Annotated in this window: 19 protein-coding genes and 1 pseudogene; 11 read left to right on the top strand and 9 right to left on the bottom strand. The window is 71.8% G+C overall.

The annotated features are described in order from the left end of the window. Positions 1 to 52 precede the first annotated feature (52 nt). The 5 genes from V5E28_RS13815 to V5E28_RS13795 form a co-directional block, all read right to left on the bottom strand. Positions 53 to 247: a GMC oxidoreductase gene (locus tag V5E28_RS13815; RefSeq protein WP_336207241.1), complete on the bottom strand. Its 195-nt coding sequence runs from the start codon at positions 245 to 247 to the stop codon at positions 53 to 55. After that, on the bottom strand, positions 244 to 966 hold the full coding sequence (locus tag V5E28_RS13810; protein WP_336207240.1) for a GMC family oxidoreductase: 723 nt from the start codon (positions 964 to 966) through the stop codon (positions 244 to 246). Before V5E28_RS13810 ends, V5E28_RS13815 begins: the two co-directional genes overlap by 4 nt. 50 nt (positions 967 to 1016) lie before the next feature. After that, the gene (locus V5E28_RS13805; protein ID WP_336207239.1) at positions 1017 to 1490 is read right to left on the bottom strand and encodes a pyridoxamine 5'-phosphate oxidase family protein; all 474 of its coding nucleotides are present in this window, start codon (positions 1488 to 1490) and stop codon (positions 1017 to 1019) included. 85 nt (positions 1491 to 1575) lie between these two features. Continuing rightward, positions 1576 to 2616, bottom strand: a complete 1041-nt coding sequence (locus tag V5E28_RS13800) for a YihY/virulence factor BrkB family protein (RefSeq protein ID WP_336207238.1) — start codon at positions 2614 to 2616, stop codon at positions 1576 to 1578. Between the two features lie 60 nt (positions 2617 to 2676). Next, positions 2677 to 2874, bottom strand: a complete 198-nt coding sequence (locus V5E28_RS13795; RefSeq protein WP_336207237.1) for a hypothetical protein — start codon at positions 2872 to 2874, stop codon at positions 2677 to 2679. A gap of 426 nt (positions 2875 to 3300) precedes the next feature. On the opposite strand from V5E28_RS13795, the gene V5E28_RS13790 reads away from it, so the two are divergent. After that, positions 3301 to 5823 (top strand): DUF4118 domain-containing protein, encoded by a 2523-nt coding sequence (locus V5E28_RS13790; RefSeq protein ID WP_336207236.1) that lies wholly within the window; start codon positions 3301 to 3303, stop codon positions 5821 to 5823. Continuing rightward, the gene (locus V5E28_RS13785; protein WP_336207235.1) at positions 5820 to 6509 is read left to right on the top strand and encodes a response regulator; all 690 of its coding nucleotides are present in this window, start codon (positions 5820 to 5822) and stop codon (positions 6507 to 6509) included. Before V5E28_RS13790 ends, V5E28_RS13785 begins: the two co-directional genes overlap by 4 nt. Here V5E28_RS13785 and V5E28_RS13780 read toward each other — a convergent pair. After that, the gene (locus V5E28_RS13780) at positions 6490 to 8421 is read right to left on the bottom strand and encodes an amino acid transporter (RefSeq protein WP_336207234.1); all 1932 of its coding nucleotides are present in this window, start codon (positions 8419 to 8421) and stop codon (positions 6490 to 6492) included. The two genes, V5E28_RS13785 and V5E28_RS13780, sit on opposite strands and share 20 nt — an antisense overlap. 224 nt (positions 8422 to 8645) lie before the next feature. Here V5E28_RS13780 and V5E28_RS13775 point away from each other — a divergent pair, with 224 nt between their 5' ends. From V5E28_RS13775 to V5E28_RS13760, 4 genes and pseudogenes are all read left to right on the top strand, one after another. Next, complete coding sequence (locus tag V5E28_RS13775; RefSeq protein ID WP_336207233.1) at positions 8646 to 8768, top strand: hypothetical protein; 123 nt, start codon at positions 8646 to 8648, stop codon at positions 8766 to 8768. Between the two features lie 50 nt (positions 8769 to 8818). Beyond that, positions 8819 to 9019, top strand: coding sequence for an AMP-binding enzyme (locus V5E28_RS13770; protein ID WP_336207232.1), 201 nt, complete (start codon positions 8819 to 8821; stop codon positions 9017 to 9019). A gap of 72 nt (positions 9020 to 9091) precedes the next feature. Then, positions 9092 to 10015 carry a PaaX family transcriptional regulator gene (locus tag V5E28_RS13765; protein WP_336207231.1) on the top strand — a complete coding sequence of 308 codons (924 nt, stop codon included), beginning with the start codon at positions 9092 to 9094 and terminating at the stop codon, positions 10013 to 10015. Between the two features lie 136 nt (positions 10016 to 10151). After that, a pseudogene (locus tag V5E28_RS13760) lies at positions 10152 to 10244 on the top strand (MaoC family dehydratase); the annotation flags it as partial. A 35-nt stretch (positions 10245 to 10279) separates the two neighbouring features. On the opposite strand, the gene V5E28_RS13755 reads toward V5E28_RS13760, so the two are convergent. After that, the gene (locus V5E28_RS13755) at positions 10280 to 10708 is read right to left on the bottom strand and encodes a hypothetical protein (protein WP_336207230.1); all 429 of its coding nucleotides are present in this window, start codon (positions 10706 to 10708) and stop codon (positions 10280 to 10282) included. 107 nt (positions 10709 to 10815) lie between these two features. Here V5E28_RS13755 and V5E28_RS13750 point away from each other — a divergent pair, with 107 nt between their 5' ends. Continuing rightward, complete coding sequence (locus tag V5E28_RS13750; protein WP_336207229.1) at positions 10816 to 11985, top strand: MFS transporter; 1170 nt, start codon at positions 10816 to 10818, stop codon at positions 11983 to 11985. A gap of 29 nt (positions 11986 to 12014) precedes the next feature. After that, positions 12015 to 13265, top strand: coding sequence for an MFS transporter (locus tag V5E28_RS13745; RefSeq protein WP_336207228.1), 1251 nt, complete (start codon positions 12015 to 12017; stop codon positions 13263 to 13265). Positions 13266 to 13272: 7 nt separating this feature from the next. Here the strand turns inward: V5E28_RS13745 and V5E28_RS13740 are convergent, their stop codons facing one another. Further along, on the bottom strand, positions 13273 to 14181 hold the full coding sequence (locus V5E28_RS13740; RefSeq protein WP_336207227.1) for an LLM class F420-dependent oxidoreductase: 909 nt from the start codon (positions 14179 to 14181) through the stop codon (positions 13273 to 13275). Positions 14182 to 14417: 236 nt separating this feature from the next. After that, positions 14418 to 14573 carry a hypothetical protein gene (locus tag V5E28_RS13735; RefSeq protein WP_336207226.1) on the bottom strand — a complete coding sequence of 52 codons (156 nt, stop codon included), beginning with the start codon at positions 14571 to 14573 and terminating at the stop codon, positions 14418 to 14420. Between the two features lie 60 nt (positions 14574 to 14633). On the opposite strand from V5E28_RS13735, the gene V5E28_RS13730 reads away from it, so the two are divergent. Genes V5E28_RS13730 through V5E28_RS13720 form a run of 3 tightly spaced genes read left to right on the top strand, consistent with a single transcriptional unit; the run spans position 14634 to position 21431 of the window. Continuing rightward, positions 14634 to 14816 carry a hypothetical protein gene (locus tag V5E28_RS13730; protein WP_336207225.1) on the top strand — a complete coding sequence of 61 codons (183 nt, stop codon included), beginning with the start codon at positions 14634 to 14636 and terminating at the stop codon, positions 14814 to 14816. A gap of 45 nt (positions 14817 to 14861) precedes the next feature. Beyond that, positions 14862 to 15158, top strand: coding sequence for a hypothetical protein (locus V5E28_RS13725; protein WP_336207224.1), 297 nt, complete (start codon positions 14862 to 14864; stop codon positions 15156 to 15158). Positions 15159 to 15164: 6 nt separating this feature from the next. Then, positions 15165 to 21431: a WXG100-like domain-containing protein gene (locus V5E28_RS13720; RefSeq protein WP_442945810.1), complete on the top strand. Its 6267-nt coding sequence runs from the start codon at positions 15165 to 15167 to the stop codon at positions 21429 to 21431. Positions 21432 to 21479: the final 48 nt, after the last annotated feature.

Below are 21479 nucleotides of genomic sequence, written 5' to 3'. Positions count from 1 at the left end.
TTGGATCGGGGACGTCAAAGGTAATGGCGCGGCGGCGGGCGCGGCAACCGGCCTACGGCCCGGCGATGAGGGTCGCGGCGAACGCGCCATGCTGGGCGATCGACCAGGCATGGCGGTAGGCGGCGCGCATCCGGCCGAGGTCTCCGGGAGCCGTGTAGAAGCCGAGGTCGACGCACGGCGGGTCGCCGGGCGCGGGGCCGGAGAGCGTGATCGTGCCGCGCGAGGCGGGGTTGAGGTCGCCGATCATGATGGCGACCATAGCGGCGTCCCGGCGGCCAGGATCACCTCGCGGGCGGTGATCAGCTCGCCGCCCGCGAGCACGCCGATCGCGCGCCCGTCGCGGACGACGACCCGGTCGACGGTGAGATCCGCGCGGACCGTCAGGTTCTCGCGCGTGCGGGCGGGAGCGAGGTGGGTGACCGCGGTCGACATGCGCGCCGCTCCGCGCCTGTTGTGCGGGTACGGCCCGATGCCGGAAGCGCCGGGCGCGTTCATGTCCTCGCAGTACGGATGCCCGGCGGCCAGCACGGCTTCGACCAGCCCGCGCACCGGTGCGATCCACTGCTCGCGGGGATGCCGGGTGATGGGAACGGGGCCGGCGGCGCCGTGATAGGGCCGGTCGCCGTACTCCAGGTCGGTCTCGACCCTGCGGTACGACTCCAGCACCCGGTCCCAGCCCCATGCGGGCAGGCCGAGCGCGGCCCAGGCGTCGAAGTCCCGTGCCGGGGCCCGTACCGCTCCCATGCCGTTGACCTGCGCGGACCCGCCGACCACTTTGCCGCGGGCGAGCCCGTCGACCCGCCCGGCGGTCACGGTGGCGCGCAGCCCCCAGTCGTAGGCGGCCTCCTCGCCGCGGTCGGGACCCGCCTCCAGGACGGCCACCCGCCGCAGGGGGTTCTGCGACAGCCGGGCGGCGAGCACGCACCCCGCCGTCCCGGCTCCGACGATCAGGTGGTCGATGCCCATGTGCCTCACCGTACGGAAGACCCGGCGGGACCTCTTGGACGAATCTGACCTCAGCGATCCGCGGTGACGTGCCAGCTGCCGTCGCTCATGAGGTCACGGTCCTTGAGCTCGTTGACCTCCCGCCACGCCTGGATCCGCCGGGGGCGGACGCGGAAGTAGAGGTACGGGCTGCTCAGCTCGCGCGGGTCGAAGCCGGTCTTGGCGGCGAAGGCGTCGCCCACGTCCTGCGGCACCTCGGCGGCCCGCAGCGGCTCCGCCGTGCCCTCGACGAGGATCACGTCGCGGGTGAGGCCGATGCCGAGCCGCACCAGCCCTACGGCCAGCAGGTTGCGGGCGGTCGCGCTGGCGGCGGCGGTGGCGATCAGCAACGTGGCGCCGTCCCACAGGAAGGACAGCGGCACCATGTACGGCTCGCCGCTCCGCGGGTCGGCCGTGGCCACCCAGGCGTCCACGTCGTCTTCGAGCCGGCGCAGGGTGTCGAGCCTGCGCTGTTCGGGGGTGCGGGCGGTCGGCAGGGGCGTCACGTACGGCTCCTCGGGTCGAGATCGAGCTGATGGTACAGACTGGCCCACCTCACCCGACGGCGCGGGCGCGCGTCATCGACCGGGGTCAGGTCCTGCTGGACCGCTTCCTGCCCAGCACGGTCACCACGCGACGGGCGGTCGTGATCGCGGCTGAGCCGACCGCCCCGACCAGGGGTTCGCGCTCCTCCTCGGCCGTGGGTCCCGAGTCGTCGTGCGCGGGCGGGACGCAGCCGGCCCGGCAGGCTTCGAGCTGCGCCGCGAACGCGATGCCCAGGAAGAGCGCGATCGAGCTGAGGAACGACCACAGCAACAGCGCCATGACCGCCGTCAGCGGGCCGTAGGTGTCGCCGAAGGTGCTGTTGTTGGCCGTGTACAGGGCCAGGGCCAGCGTGAACAGGGTCCACAGCGCCAGCGCCACCAGCGCGCCGAAGGCCAGCCAGGTGTGTCCCGGCTGCCTGCGCCGCGGCGAGGCCCTGAACAGCGTGACCGTGGACACCAGCGCGAGCAGGAAGCCGAGCGGCCACCGGGCGAGCGCGAACGCCTGCTGCGTCCCGCCGCCCCAGCCGAAGACCTCGGTCATCGCCTCGCCGATGGCTCCGCCGCCGACCATGACCGTGAACCCGGTGATCATGGTCACCCCGGCGACCAGCGCGAGCAGGGCGGCCCTGGCGTACTTGCGATGGAACGGCCGGTCGCGCTCGACGCCGTAGATCCGGTTCGCGCCCCGCTCGAACTGCGCCATCGCCGTGGTCAGCGCCACCAGCGTCGTCGCCAGGCCCAGCCACAGGGCCAGGGCGTCCCGGGTACGGTGCCCGCTGCCCAGCGCCTCGGTGACCGCCGCCGCGCCGTCGCCGGGGGCCAGGCGGCTCAGGGTGAGTTCGAGCACCTGGCCCAGCTGTTCCTGGTCGGTGACGGAGCTGAGGCCGACCAGCGCGATGGCGCCGGGGATGATGGCCAGGCAGATCTGGAAGGCGAGCGCACGCGAGTGGCTCATGCCGTCGCCGTACCTGAACCGGACCAGCGAGTCGCGCGTCAGATGCCATCCGCCGTACTTGCGCAGGGTCGCCCAGGCGTCGTCGGCGGACAGCTCGTCGCCCCTCATGGTGCGCGTCTGGGGGACGGACACGGTAGATCCCACGGCGGACGCTATACCCATTTTTGGATGAAATGCTCAAGTAAAGGCTTGTCAGGACGCCGTCCTGGCCGCCTGCCTCGCCGGGGAGCGATCACCCGTCCAGCGACCGGCTCGGCAGCTCCTTGCGCAGCACCGGCGCGATCTGCTGCCGACCAGCACCGAACTGCCGGCGATCCAGTCCTCGACGGTGTCGTACTTGATCGAGCCCCGGTCGTACCTCTTGTTGACCTTGAGTCTGGCCTTGAACACCGATGTTCTCGACGAGCTCGCGAACCTGGACGGCGTCCGGCTTGTCGGGACTGACACGCTGGCCGACGTCTCCGACCGCGTGACCCGGCGCCTGCGCGCCCTCTGACGACGCTTCGCCGATGGTGCGTAGGGATCGCGTCAACGTACGAGCCCTGCCCGTATGTAACCCGTCAAGAACGGACAAAGCACCCGAATCCCGGGGTTTGCTGGCCCTGTGACCTCCTGGCCTGGAGGTCCAGACATCTTCGTGGCCTTCGGGCCTGTCATCAAGGCGGTGGAACCCCCGTGAGCGCGGTCGACCTGGCCCCGAGGACGTTCCGGGCGCCCTGCCGGGGCGGCGTCAACCGGGTCCGCCCTGCGGTTGCCTTACGCTCGGCTGCATGGGAGAGCTACTCGTACTCGACCTGGCACCCGGCAGGGCATGACATGAGGGGACGGCTACGCGTCTACCTGGGCGCCGCCCCGGGGGTGGGTAAGACGTACGCGATGCTCGGGGAAGGGCGCCGGGCTCTGGCCAGGGGCAGGGACGTGGCCGTGGGGTTCGTCGAGACGCACGGTCGCGCCCGCACCGCCGAGTTGCTCGACGGCCTGGAGGTGATCCCCCGCAAGAGACTGGTGCACCGGGGGGCCACCTTCACCGAGCTGGACGTCGAGGCGGTCATCGAGAGGGCGCCCACCGTGGCGCTGATCGACGAGCTCGCGCACACCAACGTGCCGGGCTCGCGCAACGCCAAGCGCTGGCAGGACGTCGAGGAGATCCTGGAGGCCGGGATCGACGTCGTCTCCACGGTCAACATCCAGCATCTGGAGTCCGTCAACGACATCGTCCTGGAGATCACCGGCGTGCCGCAGCGGGAGACGCTGCCTGACGAGGTGGTGCGGCGGGCGGACCAGGTCGAGCTGGTCGACATGGCGCCGGAGGCGCTGCGCCGCAGGCTGGCGCACGGCAACGTCTATGCCCCGGAGAAGGTGGACGCGGCGCTGTCGAACTACTTCCGGGTCGGCAACCTCACCGCCCTGCGCGAGCTGGCGCTGCTCTGGGTCGCCGGAAAGGTCGACGACCAGCTCGACCGCTACCGCGCCGACCACGGCATCGCCACGACCTGGGAGGCCCGCGAGCGCGTCGTGGTCGCCCTGACCGGCGGCCCCGAGGGCGACACGCTGGTACGGCGGGCCGCCCGCATCGCGGCCAGGAACAAGGGCGCCGACCTGATCGCCGTCCACGTGACCACGGCCGACGGGCTGTCCGGAGCCGACCCGGCCGGTCTGGCCCGCCTGCGCACCCTGGTGGAGAGCCTGGGCGGCACCTACCACCAGGTCGTCGGTGACAACATCCCGCGGGCTCTGCTCGACTTCGCCGGGGGAGTGAACGCCACGCAGCTCGTGCTGGGCGCCTCCCGGAGGGGGCGTTTGGCGCAGATCCTCTCGCGCGGCGTCGGCGTCACCACGACCGCGCTGTCCGGCTCCATCGACGTCCACATGATCACGCACGCGCAGGCGAGCAAGGGGCGCGTCGGCCCGTCTCCCTCCCGGGCCGCGCTCACCAGGACCCGCCGGCTGATCGGGTGGGTGATGGCGCTGGCCGGCATCCCGGCGCTGACCGTGGCGCTGCTGCCGGCCAAGGGCGATCTGGCGCTGTCCAGCGAGATGCTGCTGTTCCTGGTCACCGTCGTGGGGGTGGCCATGGTGGGCGGCATGTGGCCGGCCCTCACCGCGGCCGTCGCCGCGAGCCTGGCACTGAACGTGTTCTTCACGCCGCCGCTCGGGCGGCTCGCCATCTCCGACCCGGAGAACATCCTGGCGCTGACCGTGTTCGTGCTGGTGGCGGCGGCGGTCAGCGTGATCGTCGACATCGCGGCCCGCCGCACCAGGGAGGCGGCCCGCGCCAGTGCCGAAGCCGAGCTCCTGTCCACACTGGCGGGCCACGTCCTGCGCGGCGAGGCCGCCGTGCCGTCGCTGCTCGCGCGGATGCGCGAGACGTTCGGGCTGACCTCGGTCACGCTGCTGGAGCGCAAGAGCGAGCCGAGCCTAGACGACCTCGGCGAGCCCGGCAGCTGGCGGATCATCGCCACCTCCGGTGGCCCGCCTGCCACCTGTCCGGGAGCCTCCGACACCGACGTGGTGATCGACGACCGTCTCGTCCTGGCCGCGCGCGGCAGGCTGACCGACGCCGCCGACCGGCGCGTGCTGGAGGCATTCGCCGCCGAGACCGCGGTCGCGCTGCACCAGCAACGCCTCGAAGAGGAGGTGGACCAGGTCAAGCCGCTGGCCGAGGCCGACAGGATGCGCACCGCTCTGCTCGCCGCCGTCAGCCATGACCTGCGCACCCCGCTGGCCTCGGCCAAGGCCGCCGTGGAGAGCCTGGCGAACACCGGCATAGCCTGGACCGAGCGGGACCGGGCGGAGCTGCTCGACACCGCGGAGGAGTCGCTGGCCAAGCTGGAACGCCTGGTGGTCAATCTGCTCGACATGAGCCGCCTGCAGGCCGGGGTGCTCGGGGTCGATCTCCAGCCGGTGGCGCTGGAGGAGATCGTGCCCCGCGCGATCGACGACCTGGGGCAGTCGCGCGAAAGCGTCGAAGGCGACATCGGCGTCGACCTGCCCGAGGTGCTGGCCGACCCGGCGCTGCTGGAGCGGGTGCTGGTCAATCTGGTGTCCAACGCGGTGCGTTACAGTCCGCCGGGGGAGAAAGTGCTCGTCGGCGCCAGCCGGCACGCCGGCCATGTGGAGATACGCGTGATCGACCGTGGTCCCGGCATCCCGCGTGAGGCCCGCGATCGGGTCTTCCTGCCGTTCCAGCGCCTCGGCGACCGCGACAACCACTCGGGCGTCGGCCTCGGACTGGCCCTCTCCCGTGGACTGGCCGAAGCGATGGGCGGGACTCTCGTTCCCGACGAGACACCAGGGGGTGGGCTCACCATGATCCTCACGCTGAGCGTCCCGACATGACCCGCATCCTCGTCGTCGACGACGAACCCCAGATCCTGCGGGCGCTGCGGATCAACCTGGTCGCCCGCGAGTACGAGGTCGCGGTCGCGGCCGACGGCGCCGCCGCCCTGCGTGAGGCCGCCGACTGGCATCCGGACCTGGTCATCCTCGACCTCGGCCTACCCGACCTCGACGGCGTCGACGTCATCCACGGCCTGCGCGGCTGGACCAGCGTCCCGATCATCGTGCTGTCCGGCCGGGCGGGGAACCAGGACAAGGTCGAGGCGCTGGACGCGGGCGCCGACGACTACGTGACCAAACCGTTCGGGCTCGACGAGCTGTTCGCCCGCATCCGCGCCGTCTCCCGCCGCACCGGGCAGGAGGCGGTGCCGGTGCGTTTCCACATCGGCGACCACGTGGTCGATCTGGCCGACAAGACGGTCTCCGGCGGGGTGCGCCTGACTCCCACCGAATGGCACATTCTGGAGATCCTGCTCCACAATCCCGGCAAGCTCGTCAGCCAGCGCCACCTGCTGACGGAGGTGTGGGGCGTCAAGTACGTCAAGGAGTTCCACTACCTGCGCCAGTACATGGCCCAGCTGCGCCGCAAGCTGGAACGCGACGCGGCCCACCCGGTGCACCTGATCACCGAGCCGGGCATGGGCTACCGGTTCAACCCCGAAGCTGTCAGCCGACGTGGACGATAGGGCGGCGGTCGGGGACGGGCTCGGCCTGGCGCAGCACCTCGCGGGTGAGCGGCGGGATGTCGCCGCCGCCGAAGACGAGGTAGCGCAGCAGCGCGCCGATGGGGTTGCCCTCGGCCGCCCAGTGGAAGTAGACGTGCGGGGTCTTGCCGGTCTGGTCGCGCAGGTGGAGCAGGAGCGCCGCGATGGCGTTGGCGACCGTGGTGCTCTGCATGCGCAGGATGCGGAAGCCGTGCCGTTCCTCGCCGATGACGCGTAGCTCGCCGGCGAACTCGGAGGCGTCGGGGATGGTGACCTCCAAGAACAGCAGGCCCTCGCTGGTGCGCAGCCGGTGCAGGTCCCAGGCTTCGCGGGCCTTGTCCACGTACTCCGTGGCGTTGCGCGCATGCGGTTCGTTGGCGATCAGATAGATCTCGCCCGCCTCGTTGATGAAGCGGCGGGCCTGGTCGTCGAGGGTGATGTGGGTGACGCGCAGTTCGGTGGAACGGGTGGCGCGGGAGGCGAGCGAGATGACCACGATGGCCAGCACGAACAGCAGCGCGATCACCAGGCCGTCGGGGCGTTCGATGATGTTGGCCACGGTGGCGTAGGCGAAAATCAGCGCGACCAGCCCGAAGCAGGCCGCGGCCCGGATGCGGCCGCCGTTCCAGGCGGACAGGGTGACGGCGACGGCGGCCGACAGGATCAGGGCGAGCACGCCGGTGGCGTAGGCGCCGCCCTGGGCCTCCACCTCCGCGTCGAAGAACAGCGTGATGAGGACGGAGATGGCGGTGAACACCAGCACCATCGGCCGGGCCGCGCGTGACCAGTCCGGGGCCATGCCGTACCGGGGGAGATAGCGGGGCACGATGTTGAGCAGCCCGGCCAGTGCGGAGGCTCCGGCGAACCACAGGATGGCGATGGTCGACAGGTCGTAGGCGGTGCCGAACCAGTCGCCGAGGTATTCGTGGGCGAGGTAGGCCAGCGCCCGCCCGTTGGCCGAGCCGCCTTCGGCGAACTCGCCGGCCGGGATGAGCACGGTGGTGGCGAAGCTGGACGTGATCAGGAAGACGCTCATGATGAGCGCGGCCGTGGTCAGCAGCCTGCGCGCGCCCTTGATCCGGACGGCGGGATCGCCCTTGATCAGCGGCATCACCGCGACGCCTGTCTCGAAGCCGGACAGGCCCAGGGCGAGCTTCGGCATCACGTACAGGGAGACGGCCACCATGGCCATCGGGCTGGAGTAGTCGCCGACGAGCGCGTCCTGCCAGCCGGTCACCCGCTCGGGGGCGGCGAGCACGTGCTGGACGGCGGTGCCGACCACGACCAGGTTGAGCACGAGATAGACGGCGACCAGGACGACCGCGATGGAGATCGCCTCGCTGAAGCCGATGAGGAACACCCCGCCCAGGGCGGCGATCAGCACCAGCGTGACCGGTACCTGCCAGTTCGCCAAGGAGTGCGGCACGAAGGGATTGTGCAGGATGTGCGCGGTGGCGTCGGCCGCCGACAGGGTGATGGTCACGATGAACGCGGTCGCCACGAAGCCGAGCAGGAACAGCACCAGCAGCTTGCCGCGCCAGCCGGGCAGCAGCCGCTCCAGCATCGACAGCGAACCGAGCCCGTGCGGGCTCTCACCCGCGACGGCCCGGTAGGTCGGCAGCGCGCCGAACAGGGTCAGCGCCACCAGCAGCAACGTGGCGACGGGGCTGAGCGCGCCGGCGGCCAGGGCGGCGATGCCCGGCTGGTAGCCCAGGGTGGAGAAGTAGTCCACGCCGGTCAGGCACATCACCTGCCACCAGGAGTGCTGGTGACCCGGCGCCTCCTCGTGGTGGGGGCCGGCGCCGCCTGCGGCCGGACGCTGCAACCCCTTCAGCAGCCACGTCCGCAGCGCCCCCTCCTGCTCGGCCTGACTCGCGCCGGCCAACCTGGCCACCCCCACCTCACCTGCGTGCAAAGACGAAATGCACCCTATGGAGGGCAGAGCCGGCCTCTTCATGATCGCGGCATCAAGAAAACGTCAATAATTGTAGATATACGTCTGATGTTCGACGCATGTATAAATAAGTGTCTAGCATCTTACGTGATCGCTTGGATGGCGCAGCCCGCTCGCCGCCGCGTCTCCTTCGAGCCCGCGAGCCCCGAGGAAAGGCAGTCGTGATGACCGAGCCGCAACAGGACGCCGGCCCCGACCGCGAGCTCACCCACGTCGACCGGATCAAGGACATGATCATTTCTGGCGGGGGGAACGTCTATCCCGCCGAGGTGGAGAACATCCTCTGAGAGCACCCCGACGTGGCCGACTGCGCGGTGATCGGCGTGCCGCACGAGACGTGGGCGAGGTCGGCAAGGCCGTCGTCGTGCTCAGGGCGGACGCGACGCCCGACGAGGCGGCGCTGCTGGCCTACCTGGGGGAGCGGCTCGGCAGGTACAAGGTGCCCAAGAGCGTCGAGTTCGCCGCCACGCTGCCGCGCAGCGCATCGGGGAAGGTGCTCAAGCCACAGCTCCGTCGTGAGTACGCCTCGAACGCGTAGGGGGATCCGGCCGTGCGTTCACGACGAATCGATAACGTGCGTATGCGGAAGCGTCATACGTATACTCCTGATGTGACTGACGGTGAATGGTCTGAGGCAGGAGACGTCGATCTCCCGCGCTTTCAGGTGGGCGCACCTCCGCAACACCTGATTACGACGCTGCTCGGCGACTACTGGTTTCGCCGGGCCGAGCAGTTGCCGTCCGCGGCCCTGGTGCGGCTGACGGAGGAGTTCGGCGTCTCGGCGGTGGCGGCGCGGGCCGCGCTCAGCCGCCTGGCCAGGCGCGACCTGCTGGAATCCTCGAAGGTCGGGCGGCGCACCTACTACCGCCTGACCGACCGGGCCTCCGCCGTGCTCTCCGAGGGGCGGCACCGGATCATGTCCTTCGGCCTGGACCAGGGGGTGTGGGACGGGACGTGGGTCGTGGCCGCGTTCTCCGTCTCGGAGGAGCAGCGGGACCTGCGTCACGCGCTGCGCACGAAGCTGCGCTGGCTCGGCTTCGCCCCTCTGTATGACGGGATGTGGGTGTCCCCGACCGCCGACGCCGACGGCGCGGCCGCGGTGCTCGCGGAGCTGGAGGTGCCCACGGCCACGATCCTGCGCGCCAGGGCCCTCGACATCCCGGGCATGCGCGCCCTGCAGGAGGCGTGGGACTTCGACCAGCTCCGCCGTTACTACGACGAGTTCGTCGCCCAGTACGCGCCACTGCTGGTGCGGGTCCGCGAGGGGGCGGTGGGCGCCTCGGAGGCGCTGGTGGCGCGCACCGGGATCATGGACACCTGGCGGACCTTCCCCAACTTCGACCCCGACCTGCCGGTCGAGCTGCTGCCGGCCGACTGGCCGCGCGCCGAGGCGCGGGACGTGTTCGTCGAGATCTACGACACGCTGGGCCCGCTGGCCGAGATCCGTGTCAAGCAGATCGTCGCGGAGTTCGAACCCGAGCTGGCCGAGCTGGTCGCGCATCACCGCACCAGCACGATCCTGGCCGCGAGTTGAACGGCCGGCCGCCTCCGCTAACTAGACACCTCATTGACGATCGGCATGCGACTGCCATATGACACCGAGGCGGCCGAGCGCCTGGTGGATCGCGCGGTGACCGAGTTCGGCCGCCGACGGCCCGTTCAAGGGGGCGATCGCGCACGGCTATCTGATCATCCCGCTCTTCGGGCAGCTGCTGGAGATCGAGGGCATCGGGATGGCGGTGAACTACGGGCTGAACAAGGTCCGCTTCCCCGCACCGGTGCGGGTGGGCGCCGCTACCTACGGCTCCCAGACCCATCCTGGAGACGGCACCGCGGGCATGGTGGTGGCCCGCGCGGACGTCGCCCGCGAGCTCAGCGGGGGAGCGGGCGTGGCCCGCCTGCTGTCGGTGGCCTTCGCCCGCGTGGAGCGGGCACGCATGCCGAAGGCTCCGGTCCCCGCCGCCCGCGCGACCCTGCGGGACGCGTGGTCGTCGAGGTCGTCGAGGTCGACGACCACTGAGCCGTCGTCGATCCGCGGCCTGAACGGCGCGATCCGCCCAGTTGAAGTCGGAGTACGTCCGGGTGAAGCCGACGTCTTCGGGTATCCCGGTCCGCATGAGGTCGGCGGCTGCTTGTCGATGATCCGTTGGGTGGTGAACACGATGCCGTGCGCGCGGCGCATCTGCCCCCGCTCGCCTCGGACGACTCCCGCGGCCGGGTGGAGCATCCGACGGGCTTCCTCGACGTCGAAGTCGAACTCGACGGGCCGGCCGTGACCCGGACCGGCGTGGTGCGCACCGCGCGCAAACTCGTCGACGGCATCGCCTTTCCGCGATGACCGGCGAGCGAGGCCGCAGGCTCTTCTGGCCTCTCCTGGTGGTCCACGCGATCCTGGTCCAGGTCATCAGCTACGGAATCCGGCCGTCGTTGTCGTACGCGGTGCTGGAGCTGGGCTACGGATCGGCGTGGCTCGCCGTGCTCGCGGCGATGTTCGCCGTCCCCCCGCTGGTCCTGGCGCTGGCGACGGGCCGTCTGGTCGACCGCCTGGGGGAGCGGCCCAGCATGGTGATCGGCGGGGTCGCGCTGACCGCTGCCTCGGTGGCGGCGTACTTCGGCTCCTCGCACCTCGCGCTGCTGATCACCGCCACGGCACTGCTCGGCATCGGCATCATCTTCTCGATGGTCGCCGAGCAGTCGGCGGTGGCCGGCCGGGCCGGCCACCGGCGGACCGACTCCGTCTTCGGCGTCTACACCTTCGTCACGTCGCTGGGACAGGGCGTGGGCCCGCTGCTCCTGCTGCTGCCACCGGCGCCTGGCACCAACTCGCCGCCTCTGGAGCCGATCGCCGCCGCGTGCGGGCTGGCGAGTCTGGTCACCCTGGCGGCCTCCTTCGGGTTCGGCACCCACCACCGCGCCGCGCAGGCGCCCGGCGACCGGTGGCCGGCGCGCCGGCTGCTCGCCATCCCGGGGATGTACCGGGCGTTGCTGGTCAGCGGGCTGATCCTCGCGTCGATCGACGTGACGCTCGCTTACCTGCCCGCTCTCGCGCACGAGCGCGGAATCGCTCCCGCCTGGGTGACGGCGATGCTCGCCGCACGAACCCTGACGCAGATGCTGTCCCGCATCAACCTGGCCTTCCTGGTACGGACCCTCGGCCGCAGACGTCTCACCGTGGCGGCATGCGCGGTGTCGGCGCTCGCGCTCTGCGGCCTGACGCTCCCGGTCGCCGTCGCCGTCCTCATCGGCCTCACCGCGGTGTACGGATTCGCGGCGGGGGTCTGCCAGCCGATAACGATGGGCTGGGTCACCCAGCTGGCCCCCTCCGGCACCCGCGGCACCGTTTTGTCGCTCCGGATAGCGGGCAACCGGCTCGCCCAGACCGTGATCCCGGCGATCTCCGGTGTCGCGGCCGTGGTGGGCGGTGCCTCGGGTGTGCTGGTGGTGACCGGAGCGAGCTTGGCGGCGGCGGCCTGGTCGGCCTCCGCGATCCCCGACACCGACTGAAGGCGGCCGAGAGGCCGGTGTCTCGCCCCTTGGCCACGGCTGGTACCGTCCGGTCGATACCGTCGAAATTCGAGCTGGCGGCCCTTCGGAATCCCGGCTTCCGGTTGCTCGCGCTGGCGCAGATCGGCTTCGTGCTGGGCGAGCAGATCCTCGTGGTCGCGGTCACCGTCTCGGTGCTCAACACCGGGGGCGACGCGTCCGCGGTCGGATTCGTGCTCGCCGCGAAGGGCGTCGCGTCCTTAGGCCTTCTCCTGGTGGGGGGCGTCTGGTCCGACCGGTTACCACGCCGGCGGATATTGACCACCATGCTCGCCGTCGACGCCGTCGCGGCGATCGTCCCGGTCTTCGTCCTCGTGCACCACCCTTCCGTCTGGCTGCTGGCCGTTGCTCTCTTCGCGGTCGGAGCGGCGGAGTCGTTCATCCGGCCCGCCTTCAACGCCATGCTGGCCGGCACGCTGATGGAAGACCAGCGCGTGTCCGGCAGAGCTCTGGTCAACATCTGCACGCGGGTGGGCGTCATCGCCGGCCCGGTGATCGGCACGCTGCTGGCGAGCGGCGGCGACGTTCTCCCCTTCGTGCTGGCGGGAATCGTGTTCGCGGGCGGTGCGGCCGCGTTCCGGCGTGTGGGGGAACCACCGTGGACTCCGGTGAGACGCCGTTCGCTGGCGGCCGAGGCGGTGATGGGCTTCGCCGAAGCGGGGCGCCGGCCGTGGCTGACGGCACTTCTCCTCTTCTCCCCCATCAGCCTGATGTTCGTGATCGCCCCCAGCCAGGTGCTCCTGCCGGTGCTGAGCCGGGACACGTTCGGCTCCTACGCGGCGTACGGCACGGCACTCGCGTTCTACGGCGCGGGCGGTCTGATCAGCAGCATCGTGATGATGGCATGGCAGCCGAGGCGGCCGGGGACGGTGGCCATGTGGTCGATGTCCCTTTACGCCCTGGTCCCGCTGGCACTCCTCTACGCGCCCTCGATCTGGGTGCTCTTCTGCTGCTATCTCGTGGCCGGTTTCGGTGTCGAGACGTACGCCCTCCTCTGGGACGTCGCGATGTACCGGGAGGTGCCCGACCATTTGATCGGGCGGATCACCTCTCTCGCGTGGCTCAGCACCTTCGGTCTCATGCCTTTCGGCCAGGCGCTGACCGGGCCGCTGACGAACCTGCTGGGCGATGACGTCGTCCTTCTGGGCGCGGCGGGGCTGGTGCTCGCGATACCGCCATGCCTGCTCCTCGTCCGAGGGATGGCTCAGCTGCGAGGCACCCGGTCGTCGTCGCGCCCTTGAGGTGGGGTCAGCTGGAGACCACGTCGCTGTGGGCCAGGATGCGCAGGTGCTCCAGCGTCTCGCGGGCGGAGCCGGCGAGCGGCTGGATGCAGACGTGGTCCGCACCCGCGTCGAGGTGCGCCCGTACCCGCTCGATGATCGTCTCCGGGTCACCCCACGCCACGATGGCGTCCACCAGCGCGTCGCTGCCGCCGTCGGCGAAGTCCTTGTCCTCCCAGCCCAGGTCACGCAGGTTGTTCACGTAGTTCGGCAGGGAGAGGTAGAGCGACATGAACCGGCGGGCGGTCTGCCGCGCCCGCTCCGGATCGGTGTCGAGCACAACCGTCTGTTCCGGCGCGAGCATCGGATCGGGGCCGAGGATCGCCCGGGCGCGTGCCGTGTGCTCGGGGGTGACGAAATACGGATGCGCGCCGTAGCTGCGCTGCGCGGCGAGCTCCAGCATCTTGGGGCGGAGCGCGGCCAGCAGGCGCGGAGCCGGCTCCGACAGCGGGCCTCCGTACTCCGTCGCGTCCATGGCGTCGAGATAGTCCCGCATCGCCGACACCGGCCTGCGGTAGTCGTGGCCTCTCATCTCCACCGCCGGCGCGTGACTCACGCCCAGGCCGAGCACGAACCGGCCGTCGAACGCCTCCTCGAGGGCGTTCGCGCCGTTCGCGGCGGCGGTGGCGTCGCGGGCCCAGATGTTGGCGATCCCGGTGGCGACCGCCATCCGCCGCGTCGCGCCCAACAGGATCGACGCATGGACCAGCGCCTCCTTGCCCGTCGGGCTTTCACCGATCCACAGCGTCCCGAAGCCCAGACTCTCCACTTCGGCGGCGGCCTCCCGCTCGAACGAAGCCGACTCCCCGCTCAGCGTGCTGTTCCAGACCCCTACGCGTCCCATGCGCCGCTTCAGCGCGGCCACATCGTTGGGCATCGAGCCTCCTCATTCCCGTCGCAGATGCTCACGATAGGCAGCGCGTCGCCGGGGCAGGCCGTGGGCCGCGCGAGAAGCGGTCAAATCATCAGTAAAGCCGGGTAGGGAGCGGCCCCCGCCCACTGGCTCCCTGGCATGAAACGGCATGAGACGGCCGCCGACACCTCGCACAGCTGGATCCACGTCGATGCCGCCGACGCCGTGGTCGAGGCCGTGCGTGAGCTGGTCGAGGGGCTTCAGGGCAGATGACCGTCGAGCTCGGCCGGCCCGGCGGTGCCGCAGCCCGTACGCAGCTCGCCGGCGAGGAGCGCGAGAAGGCCGTGGACACGAGGGCCGGAGATCTCCCTGCCCCGGTAGGCCACCTGCGGCAGAAGGGTCAGTTCCGTGTCCACGCGCTCAGGCTAGATCCTCGCAGTGTCTGATGGCCCTGGCCGGAGGAGTAGGTTCGGAGCATGAGCGCTGACGACCGGCGGCCTCCGCTCTTCGAGGTCCTCCCGGAGCGGGACGAGCGGCCCGAGCCGATCACCATGCACACCTCCGACGGCACGCTGGAGGTGGCGGGCGACCTGACGGCCGAGGAGTTCGAGATCCTCGACGAGCTCCGGCGGGCCGCTCGTGAGCAAAGTCGAGATTAGGCATGAGTTGTACGATGCTGGTGTGATTTGTGATGGTGTAGGGGCATGACGGGCGGTGGCTACGCCGCGATGCCCAGGAGAATCAGGCAGTCCGGGCTGGACTCGGCGGCGGAAGCCGAGCGCATCCGCGAGGTGCTGCACGACGTGGGCGAGCTGTTCGCGGTGGCCGGGCGGCCGATGGGTGACGACCAGTACGGCGCCGAGATGGAGAAGAGGTACCCCGTCATGCGCGACGGTGTGATCGACGCCTTCGGCGCCTACATCGACGAGCTCGAAGGGGTCGGAGCCGACCTGCACGTCACCGCCGCGAACTACCAGGCGGCAGAGCGCCCCGGCGGCTGACAAGCGGTGTGGCTCGACGGGGTACCGGGCTGGGTTCGGCCGTGGATCGGCTGGGTGGTCGGCATGGACTGGCCCCAGGCCGACGAGGCCAAGCTGTTCGCGCTGGCCGACGCGCTGGCCGACGCCGCCTACCGGGTCGCCGACGGCACCGGCGTCACCCCTCCTGCCGGAGACGCCTGGGACGGCGAGGCGTTCAGGGCCTTCGTCACGAACGCCTCGGCCCGCGTCGGAGAGCGCCAGGCGGAGGTGCTGGCCCGCCTGGCGGCGATGGCGATCGCGCTGAACGACCTCGGCGTGCAGGTCCAGTACACCAAGCGGATGATCAAGCTGTCGATCGCGCTGCTGGTCTTCCAGCTGGCCACGCTGCTGCCGTTCCTCGCCAATCCGGCCACGGCGGGCGCGGGCATAGCGGCGGCGGGGCTGCGCGCCCGTTTCGCCCGGGAAATCGTGGTGCAGGTGGCCAAGCGGCTGCTGTTCAACATCGCGCTGTTCGGCGGGCTGATGGGCGGGATGGACCTGTACGTGCAGGCCACCCAGAACCGGCGCGACGCGATCGACTGGCACCAGGTGCTGACGTCGGCGGGCACCGGCGCGCTCAACGGCGTGTTCCTGACAGGCGCGACCTGGCTGATGCCGCCGCGCCGGCTGCTGGACCTCATGCTGGCCTCCGGGGTGGCGGGCGGCCTGACCGACGCGACCATCCAGGCCTTCGACGACCAGCCGTTCGACCTGATGCGGCTGTTGAAGGGCGTCTCCTCGGGGGCCATCGGCGCCGCGGACGCGCACTGGGCGAGCTGGAACCCGCACGCCGGCCGGCCCAACGGCGACGGGACGCTCGCGGCCGGGACGCACGGGGGTGACGACGCGGGGCCGTCGGGCGGCGCGCGGTCCGGAGATCCGGCGCTCTCCGGGGACCGCCGGGACGTCACCGGCCAGGCCACGTTCCGCCACCCGGACCCGGCCCCCGATCCGGCGGCTGCGCGTCCCGTACCGGACCCCGGCGCGGCCGCTCGCGTTACGCCGGACCACGACCCGGCCGCGCGTGCCGTGCCGGAGGCCGAGGTGCGCACGACACTCGCCCAGCACGAGCCTCAGCCGCACGCGAGCCAGGATCACGCGCCGAGACAGGCCCAGCCGCTCACCGCGCGGCAGGACTTCATGGTCCGGCAGTTCAGAGAGGAGACCTCGTCCGGGCTCTGGTTCCGCAACCAGGAGAGCACGGACATGAGCGTCACCGGGGACATGCGCCGCCGCCAGCCGCTGCCCGGCCACTTCGACGTCGGCATCCGCGCGACCTCCGACGGCTTCTCCGTCGGCGGTTTCAGCAGGCCGCCCGCCGACGTGCCGCCCGGCGTGCACCTGGTACCGGGCCGCGACGTCCACATCAGCGCCGCCGACCTGGCCGCCGTGCTGGGCGAGGACCGGCGGCTGGCGGCGCAGCCGGACGCCGCGTTACGGCTGTTCGGGCCGCACGCCCGCCACGACGCGCTGCTGCTGCAGGACCTCGCCGACCGGACCGGCCGCGCGGTGGTCGCCGCCGACAACGGCATGCCGTACGGCAGCGCCCAGGGTTATCGCGGCCCGCTGGAGGGCCAGTGGCACCGCTTCGAGCCCCGCCCGCCAGGCGGCCTGCACGAGAGCGTCGCCGGCGGCGTGCGCCACTCGCGGACGCTGGAGGTCGAAGACCTGCGTGCCGAGGTCGTCACCTTCACCGACGGCGTCACGGCGGTGCGCTTCACCGGCGAGGCCGCCGACAGAGCGGAGGCCGCCGCCCTGGTCGCGCGGGCGCTCGGCATGGACGCGCCTCCCACGCACCGGGCAGGCGAGTCCGTCTACCAGAGCCACGGCAGCGCCGAACTGGCCCGGAGCGCGGCCACCGGCATCAGGCGCACCGACGTCTACTCCTTCGGCGACGAGATGCGCGAAGTGGTGACGTTCAACGACGGGACCAGGGCCATACGCGCCGAGTACGTCTACGCCGCCGACGCCGACCTGCACGAGTCGAGCGCGCTGCCGCCGTTCCGCGCCGCCAACGAGGGCTCGGTGTATCGCGCGAGCGAGACCGTCGTGTACGAGACAGGGCTGCTGCGGACCGACTTCGCCGACCTGCAGTCGATGGTCCGCCACCAGAGCGACGCCCAGCGGGCGCAGCGGGCCCTGCACTACGTGCTGACCCAGGCCGAGACCTTCGCCCCGCACGCCGTGGTCCCCGACGGCGCGGGCCGGCACCTGTACGCGGTGCCCGACCGGCTGACCGAGGTATGGGCGGCCGACATCACCTCGGAACTGCTGTGGGCGCACCCGCGACCGGACGGGACGCTCGGTCACTTCACCGTGGGTGACAACCTGCTGGCCCCCGCCGACTTCGCCGCGCGCAGGGACGCGCTGGCGGCGCTGCGGCCCGAGTTCGAGCGGCTCGGCCGGGCGGACTGGCATGACGGCCTCATGCAGCGCTACGACCTGCTGGCCGAGCACGCCAGGGGAGCCACGCCGCTGCTCGGCGCCGCCGACCCCGCCGCCTCGCCCGTACACCAGGCGCCCGAGCCCCGCTGGCTCCAGCGCGACCCCGACCCGGCCGACGCCAGGCGGGCGGTGGCCGACGTGCTCGACGGCGACGGGCTGCGCCGGCTCAACGAGACCCTGGCCGACAGGTGGGCCGACCCCGCCGACGTGGCGCGTGCCGAGGCGTACGCCCAGCTCGCCGACCAGCACCTGGCCGCCGGCCTGCACCGGCAGGAGAGCGTACACGCCCGCGTTCCGATCGACCGGTTGCCCTCGGACATGCTCCCCGGCTCGACCGTGACCTTCCGCGGGCTGCTGGAGGGGGTCACCGAACCCACCCACCTGCCGGACATGCCGCACAGCGCCCAGCTGACGATCCTCGGGCGCGGCCACGGCTTCGTCGGCGACATCTCGGGACGCCCCCACCATGCGCTGTTCGGCCCCGACAGCAGGTTCACGGTGCTGGCAGTCGAGACCACCTCCTACGGAGCCAAGCACTACTACCTGGTCGAACACGGGGCGTTCACCCTGCCCGAGCGGGGAGCGGCCGCGCCCCGCGTGCGGCCCGAGCTGACCGGAGAGCTGCTCCGGCACGCCACCCAGCACCGGCAGGACACGCCCGCGGGCGTCTGGTACCGCGATCCCACCCACGAGGCGGACATGGAGTTCGCCGACAGCGCGCCCGAGATGCTGCCGATCGACGGCGCCTTCTACGTCGACGCCCACGGCGATCCCAAGGCCCTGTACATCGGCGGTGCCCGGCTCGGCAGCGAGGGGCTGGCCGCGCTGCTGCTCAACGAGCCCCGGCTGCGCCCCGACGACGTGATCTTCCTGGGCAACTGCGAGGTGGGCGCCGGTCCCGCGCCGCTGGCCGAGGCCCTCGCAAAGCGGACCGGCCACGTCGTGATCGCCCCCGACTCGCTGCTGGCCATCACCGAGGCCCACGACCGCATCCCGTCCCGCGTACCCGACGCCGACCTGATCAGCACCCTCCACGAGCGCGGGCGCTACCGCATCTTCCTGCCGGACGATCCCGTACCCGGACACGTCTGGGACCGGGTCAGGGACCTCGTCGACGGGCCGGGCCGCGACCCGGAGCCGCCGCCGGCCGGCGCGCGCGGGCCGGAGCCGGGCTCGATCGAGAGCCTGATCAACTGGGGCCAGGAACGGCCCGCCGGTGACCCGCCGCGGCCGCAGTACGAGTTCGGCCAGGTGGCGGCCAAGGGCACGGTCGGCGCCTGGGAGCCTGCCGGGCTCGACAGCGCCCGGGTCACGCTCACCGACGGGTCGCACGCCATGCTCGCCGACCTGCCCTCCCGGCAGGCCAGGGACGCCAAGATGCTGCTCGCCCAGCTCGGACAGGAGCTCGGGCTGAACATGCCCTCCACGCACCCGGTCGGCCAGTCGCGGCTGCTCGTCGACTGGGTGTACGGCGATCCCGGCCAGATGAGCTGGAGCGGCGGAGCGTGGAACGACACCGTGGCGAGCACCGACGGCGTGCTCACCGGCCTGCTCGGCGCTCTGGTGCGGGACGAGCCGGTGCTGCTGGCCGCGCTGGCGGGTGAGGCCCCCCTCATGCCGGACCCCGCCGCGGCAAGGCGGATGAGCGGCCTGTTCATCCGCGATCTGGGCTCCGGCCAGGAGGGATGGGCGCCCAACCCGCTCTCGCCGACCGACGCCATCAGCCTCCAGCGCACGCTGCGCACCATGCGGCAGGACTTCGCCGCCGCGGGGCTGACGGACATGCACCTGCGGATGACCGACTCCATGCGCCAGATCACCGCCAACGCCGTCAGCACCCAGTCCGCGCTGAAGGCCGACTCCGTCGCAGCGCCACCGGAGATCTCCCCGGAGCGGCTCGACGCCCGGGGCAGGGAAGTCGCCGAGATCGCCGCCCAGCTCAGGGACTCCGCCCCGCCCGGCGCGGGCCGCCCTCTCATGGATCCCGCCCAGCGGCTCGCCTACAACCTGGACGACATCGTGGCCACCCGCGAGTCCGACCTCGGCCGCGTCGTCACCTTCGGCGACCGCTCGCAGGCGCTGGAGCTGACCGGCAGGGCAGGCGACCGCGCGCTGGAGGCCGAGCTGACCAGGCGCGCCCTCGGACTGGACGGCCCCGCGGTCCACCGGACGGCCGACGGCACCGTCTACCAGGCACACGGCAGCGACCATCTGCGCGCCGCGCTGGACAGCGGCGTCCGCCAGACCGAGCTGGTGCCGCTGATCTCGGACAGGACGGAAGTGGTGACCTTCAACGACGGCACGCGGGCCATCCGCCACGAGTTCGACGGCATCGTCAAGGCCGACGAGTTCGAGGCGCGCGCCCACGCCGCGCACGGCATCAGGGACGGCGTCCCTGGCATCTACCGGGCCGCGCCCACCGTCGTCTACGAGCACCGCATCGGCCCCTGGCACATGACCGACCAGGAGCGCGCCGTGCCCCACACGCTCCGGCCGGAGCTGGACAGGCGGGCGCTGCACGCCTCGCTCACCCGCGCCGACCGGTCCACGGCGCTGGCCTCGGAGAACCCGCGCCTGGAGCGCCTCGTGCACGGCAGGGCACTGCTCACCGAGTCCGACAGCGCCGCGCTGCGCGCCCGGTACGAGGCGCTGCGGCCGGAGTTCGAACGGCACGGCCTGTCCGCCCGCTACGAGGAGCACCTGAGGGTGATCAGCCGCACCGATCCGCACGCCCCGCTCGACCTGGGCCCGCTGCATGACCGCTCCCCGCTGACGCCCGACTTCCGGGACACGCCGTGGCGACCGCCGGACCCCCGCGTGCCCGCGCTGCCGAACCTCCTGGAGGGCTCCAACCTGCGTCAGGTCAACGAGCTGGCCGTCGGGCGCTCCGACGACGCGGCGCTCGTTCCCGCCGCCGAGACGATGCTCGACAGGGCCGACGCCGAGCTCGCCGGCCGGCCCACCTCGGCGGGTCACGTCTCGGCGCGCGTGCCCGCCGACTGGCTGCCGCGCGGCGTCCGGCCCGACAGCGAGGTCGTCTTCCACGGGCTGCTGGAGGGCGTCGACAACCCGGCCTTCCTGGGCGACCTGCCCGACAGCGTGCGGCTGACCATCAGGGCGAGCGAGTACACCGACGTCACGGACCTGTCGGGCAAGCCCGCCCACACCGTCTTCCGCACCGGGGTCCGGCTGAAGGTGCTGGCCGTGCAGGAATCGCAGGGCGAGCGGCATCTGCTGGCCGTGCAGGTGCCCGACGGCCGCAGCACCGACTCGATCGCGATCCCGGTGCCGCGGATGAAACCCCCGCTCACCCCGGACCTGCGCCACCACCTCAAGGAGCACGTCGAGCCGACACCCGCCGGCGTCTGGCTGCGCGACCTCGACGACCCGCACGACAGAGGCATCGCCACCTCGGCCGAAAACGTGGTGCCCATCGACGGCGCCTTCTACGTCGACGGGCACGGCTCGGAGCTCGGCAACCAGATCGGCGACCGGACCCTGGACGGCAAGCAGGTCGCCGCGCTGCTGCTGCACAGTGAGGGGCTGTCGCCGCGCGACGTCATCCTCCTGGCCAACTGCCACGTCGGCACCGGCCGGCATCCGCTGAGCGTCGCCCGGCACACCGGGCACGTGGTGATCGCCGCCGACTCGGCGATCCACGTGTCGGAGGACGGCCACATGCGAGCGGTGTCGAGCGAGCTCGGGAACCTGGGCGGCCGTGGGCAGCTACGCATCTACCTCCCCGACGACCCGGTCTCCGGGAAGGTGGCCGACACGCTCAAGGTCTGGTTCCAGGCGCCGGAGAACTGACAGCGGATCCCGGACTGATGCCCGAGGCCCTTGTGGCGTCGCCCGGTC

The sequence above is a fragment of the Nonomuraea sp. LPB2021202275-12-8 genome (genome assembly GCF_037044575.1).
GTDB lineage: Bacteria > Actinomycetota > Actinomycetes > Streptosporangiales > Streptosporangiaceae > Nonomuraea.
This window is presented reverse-complemented; position numbering and strand designations above follow the sequence as displayed.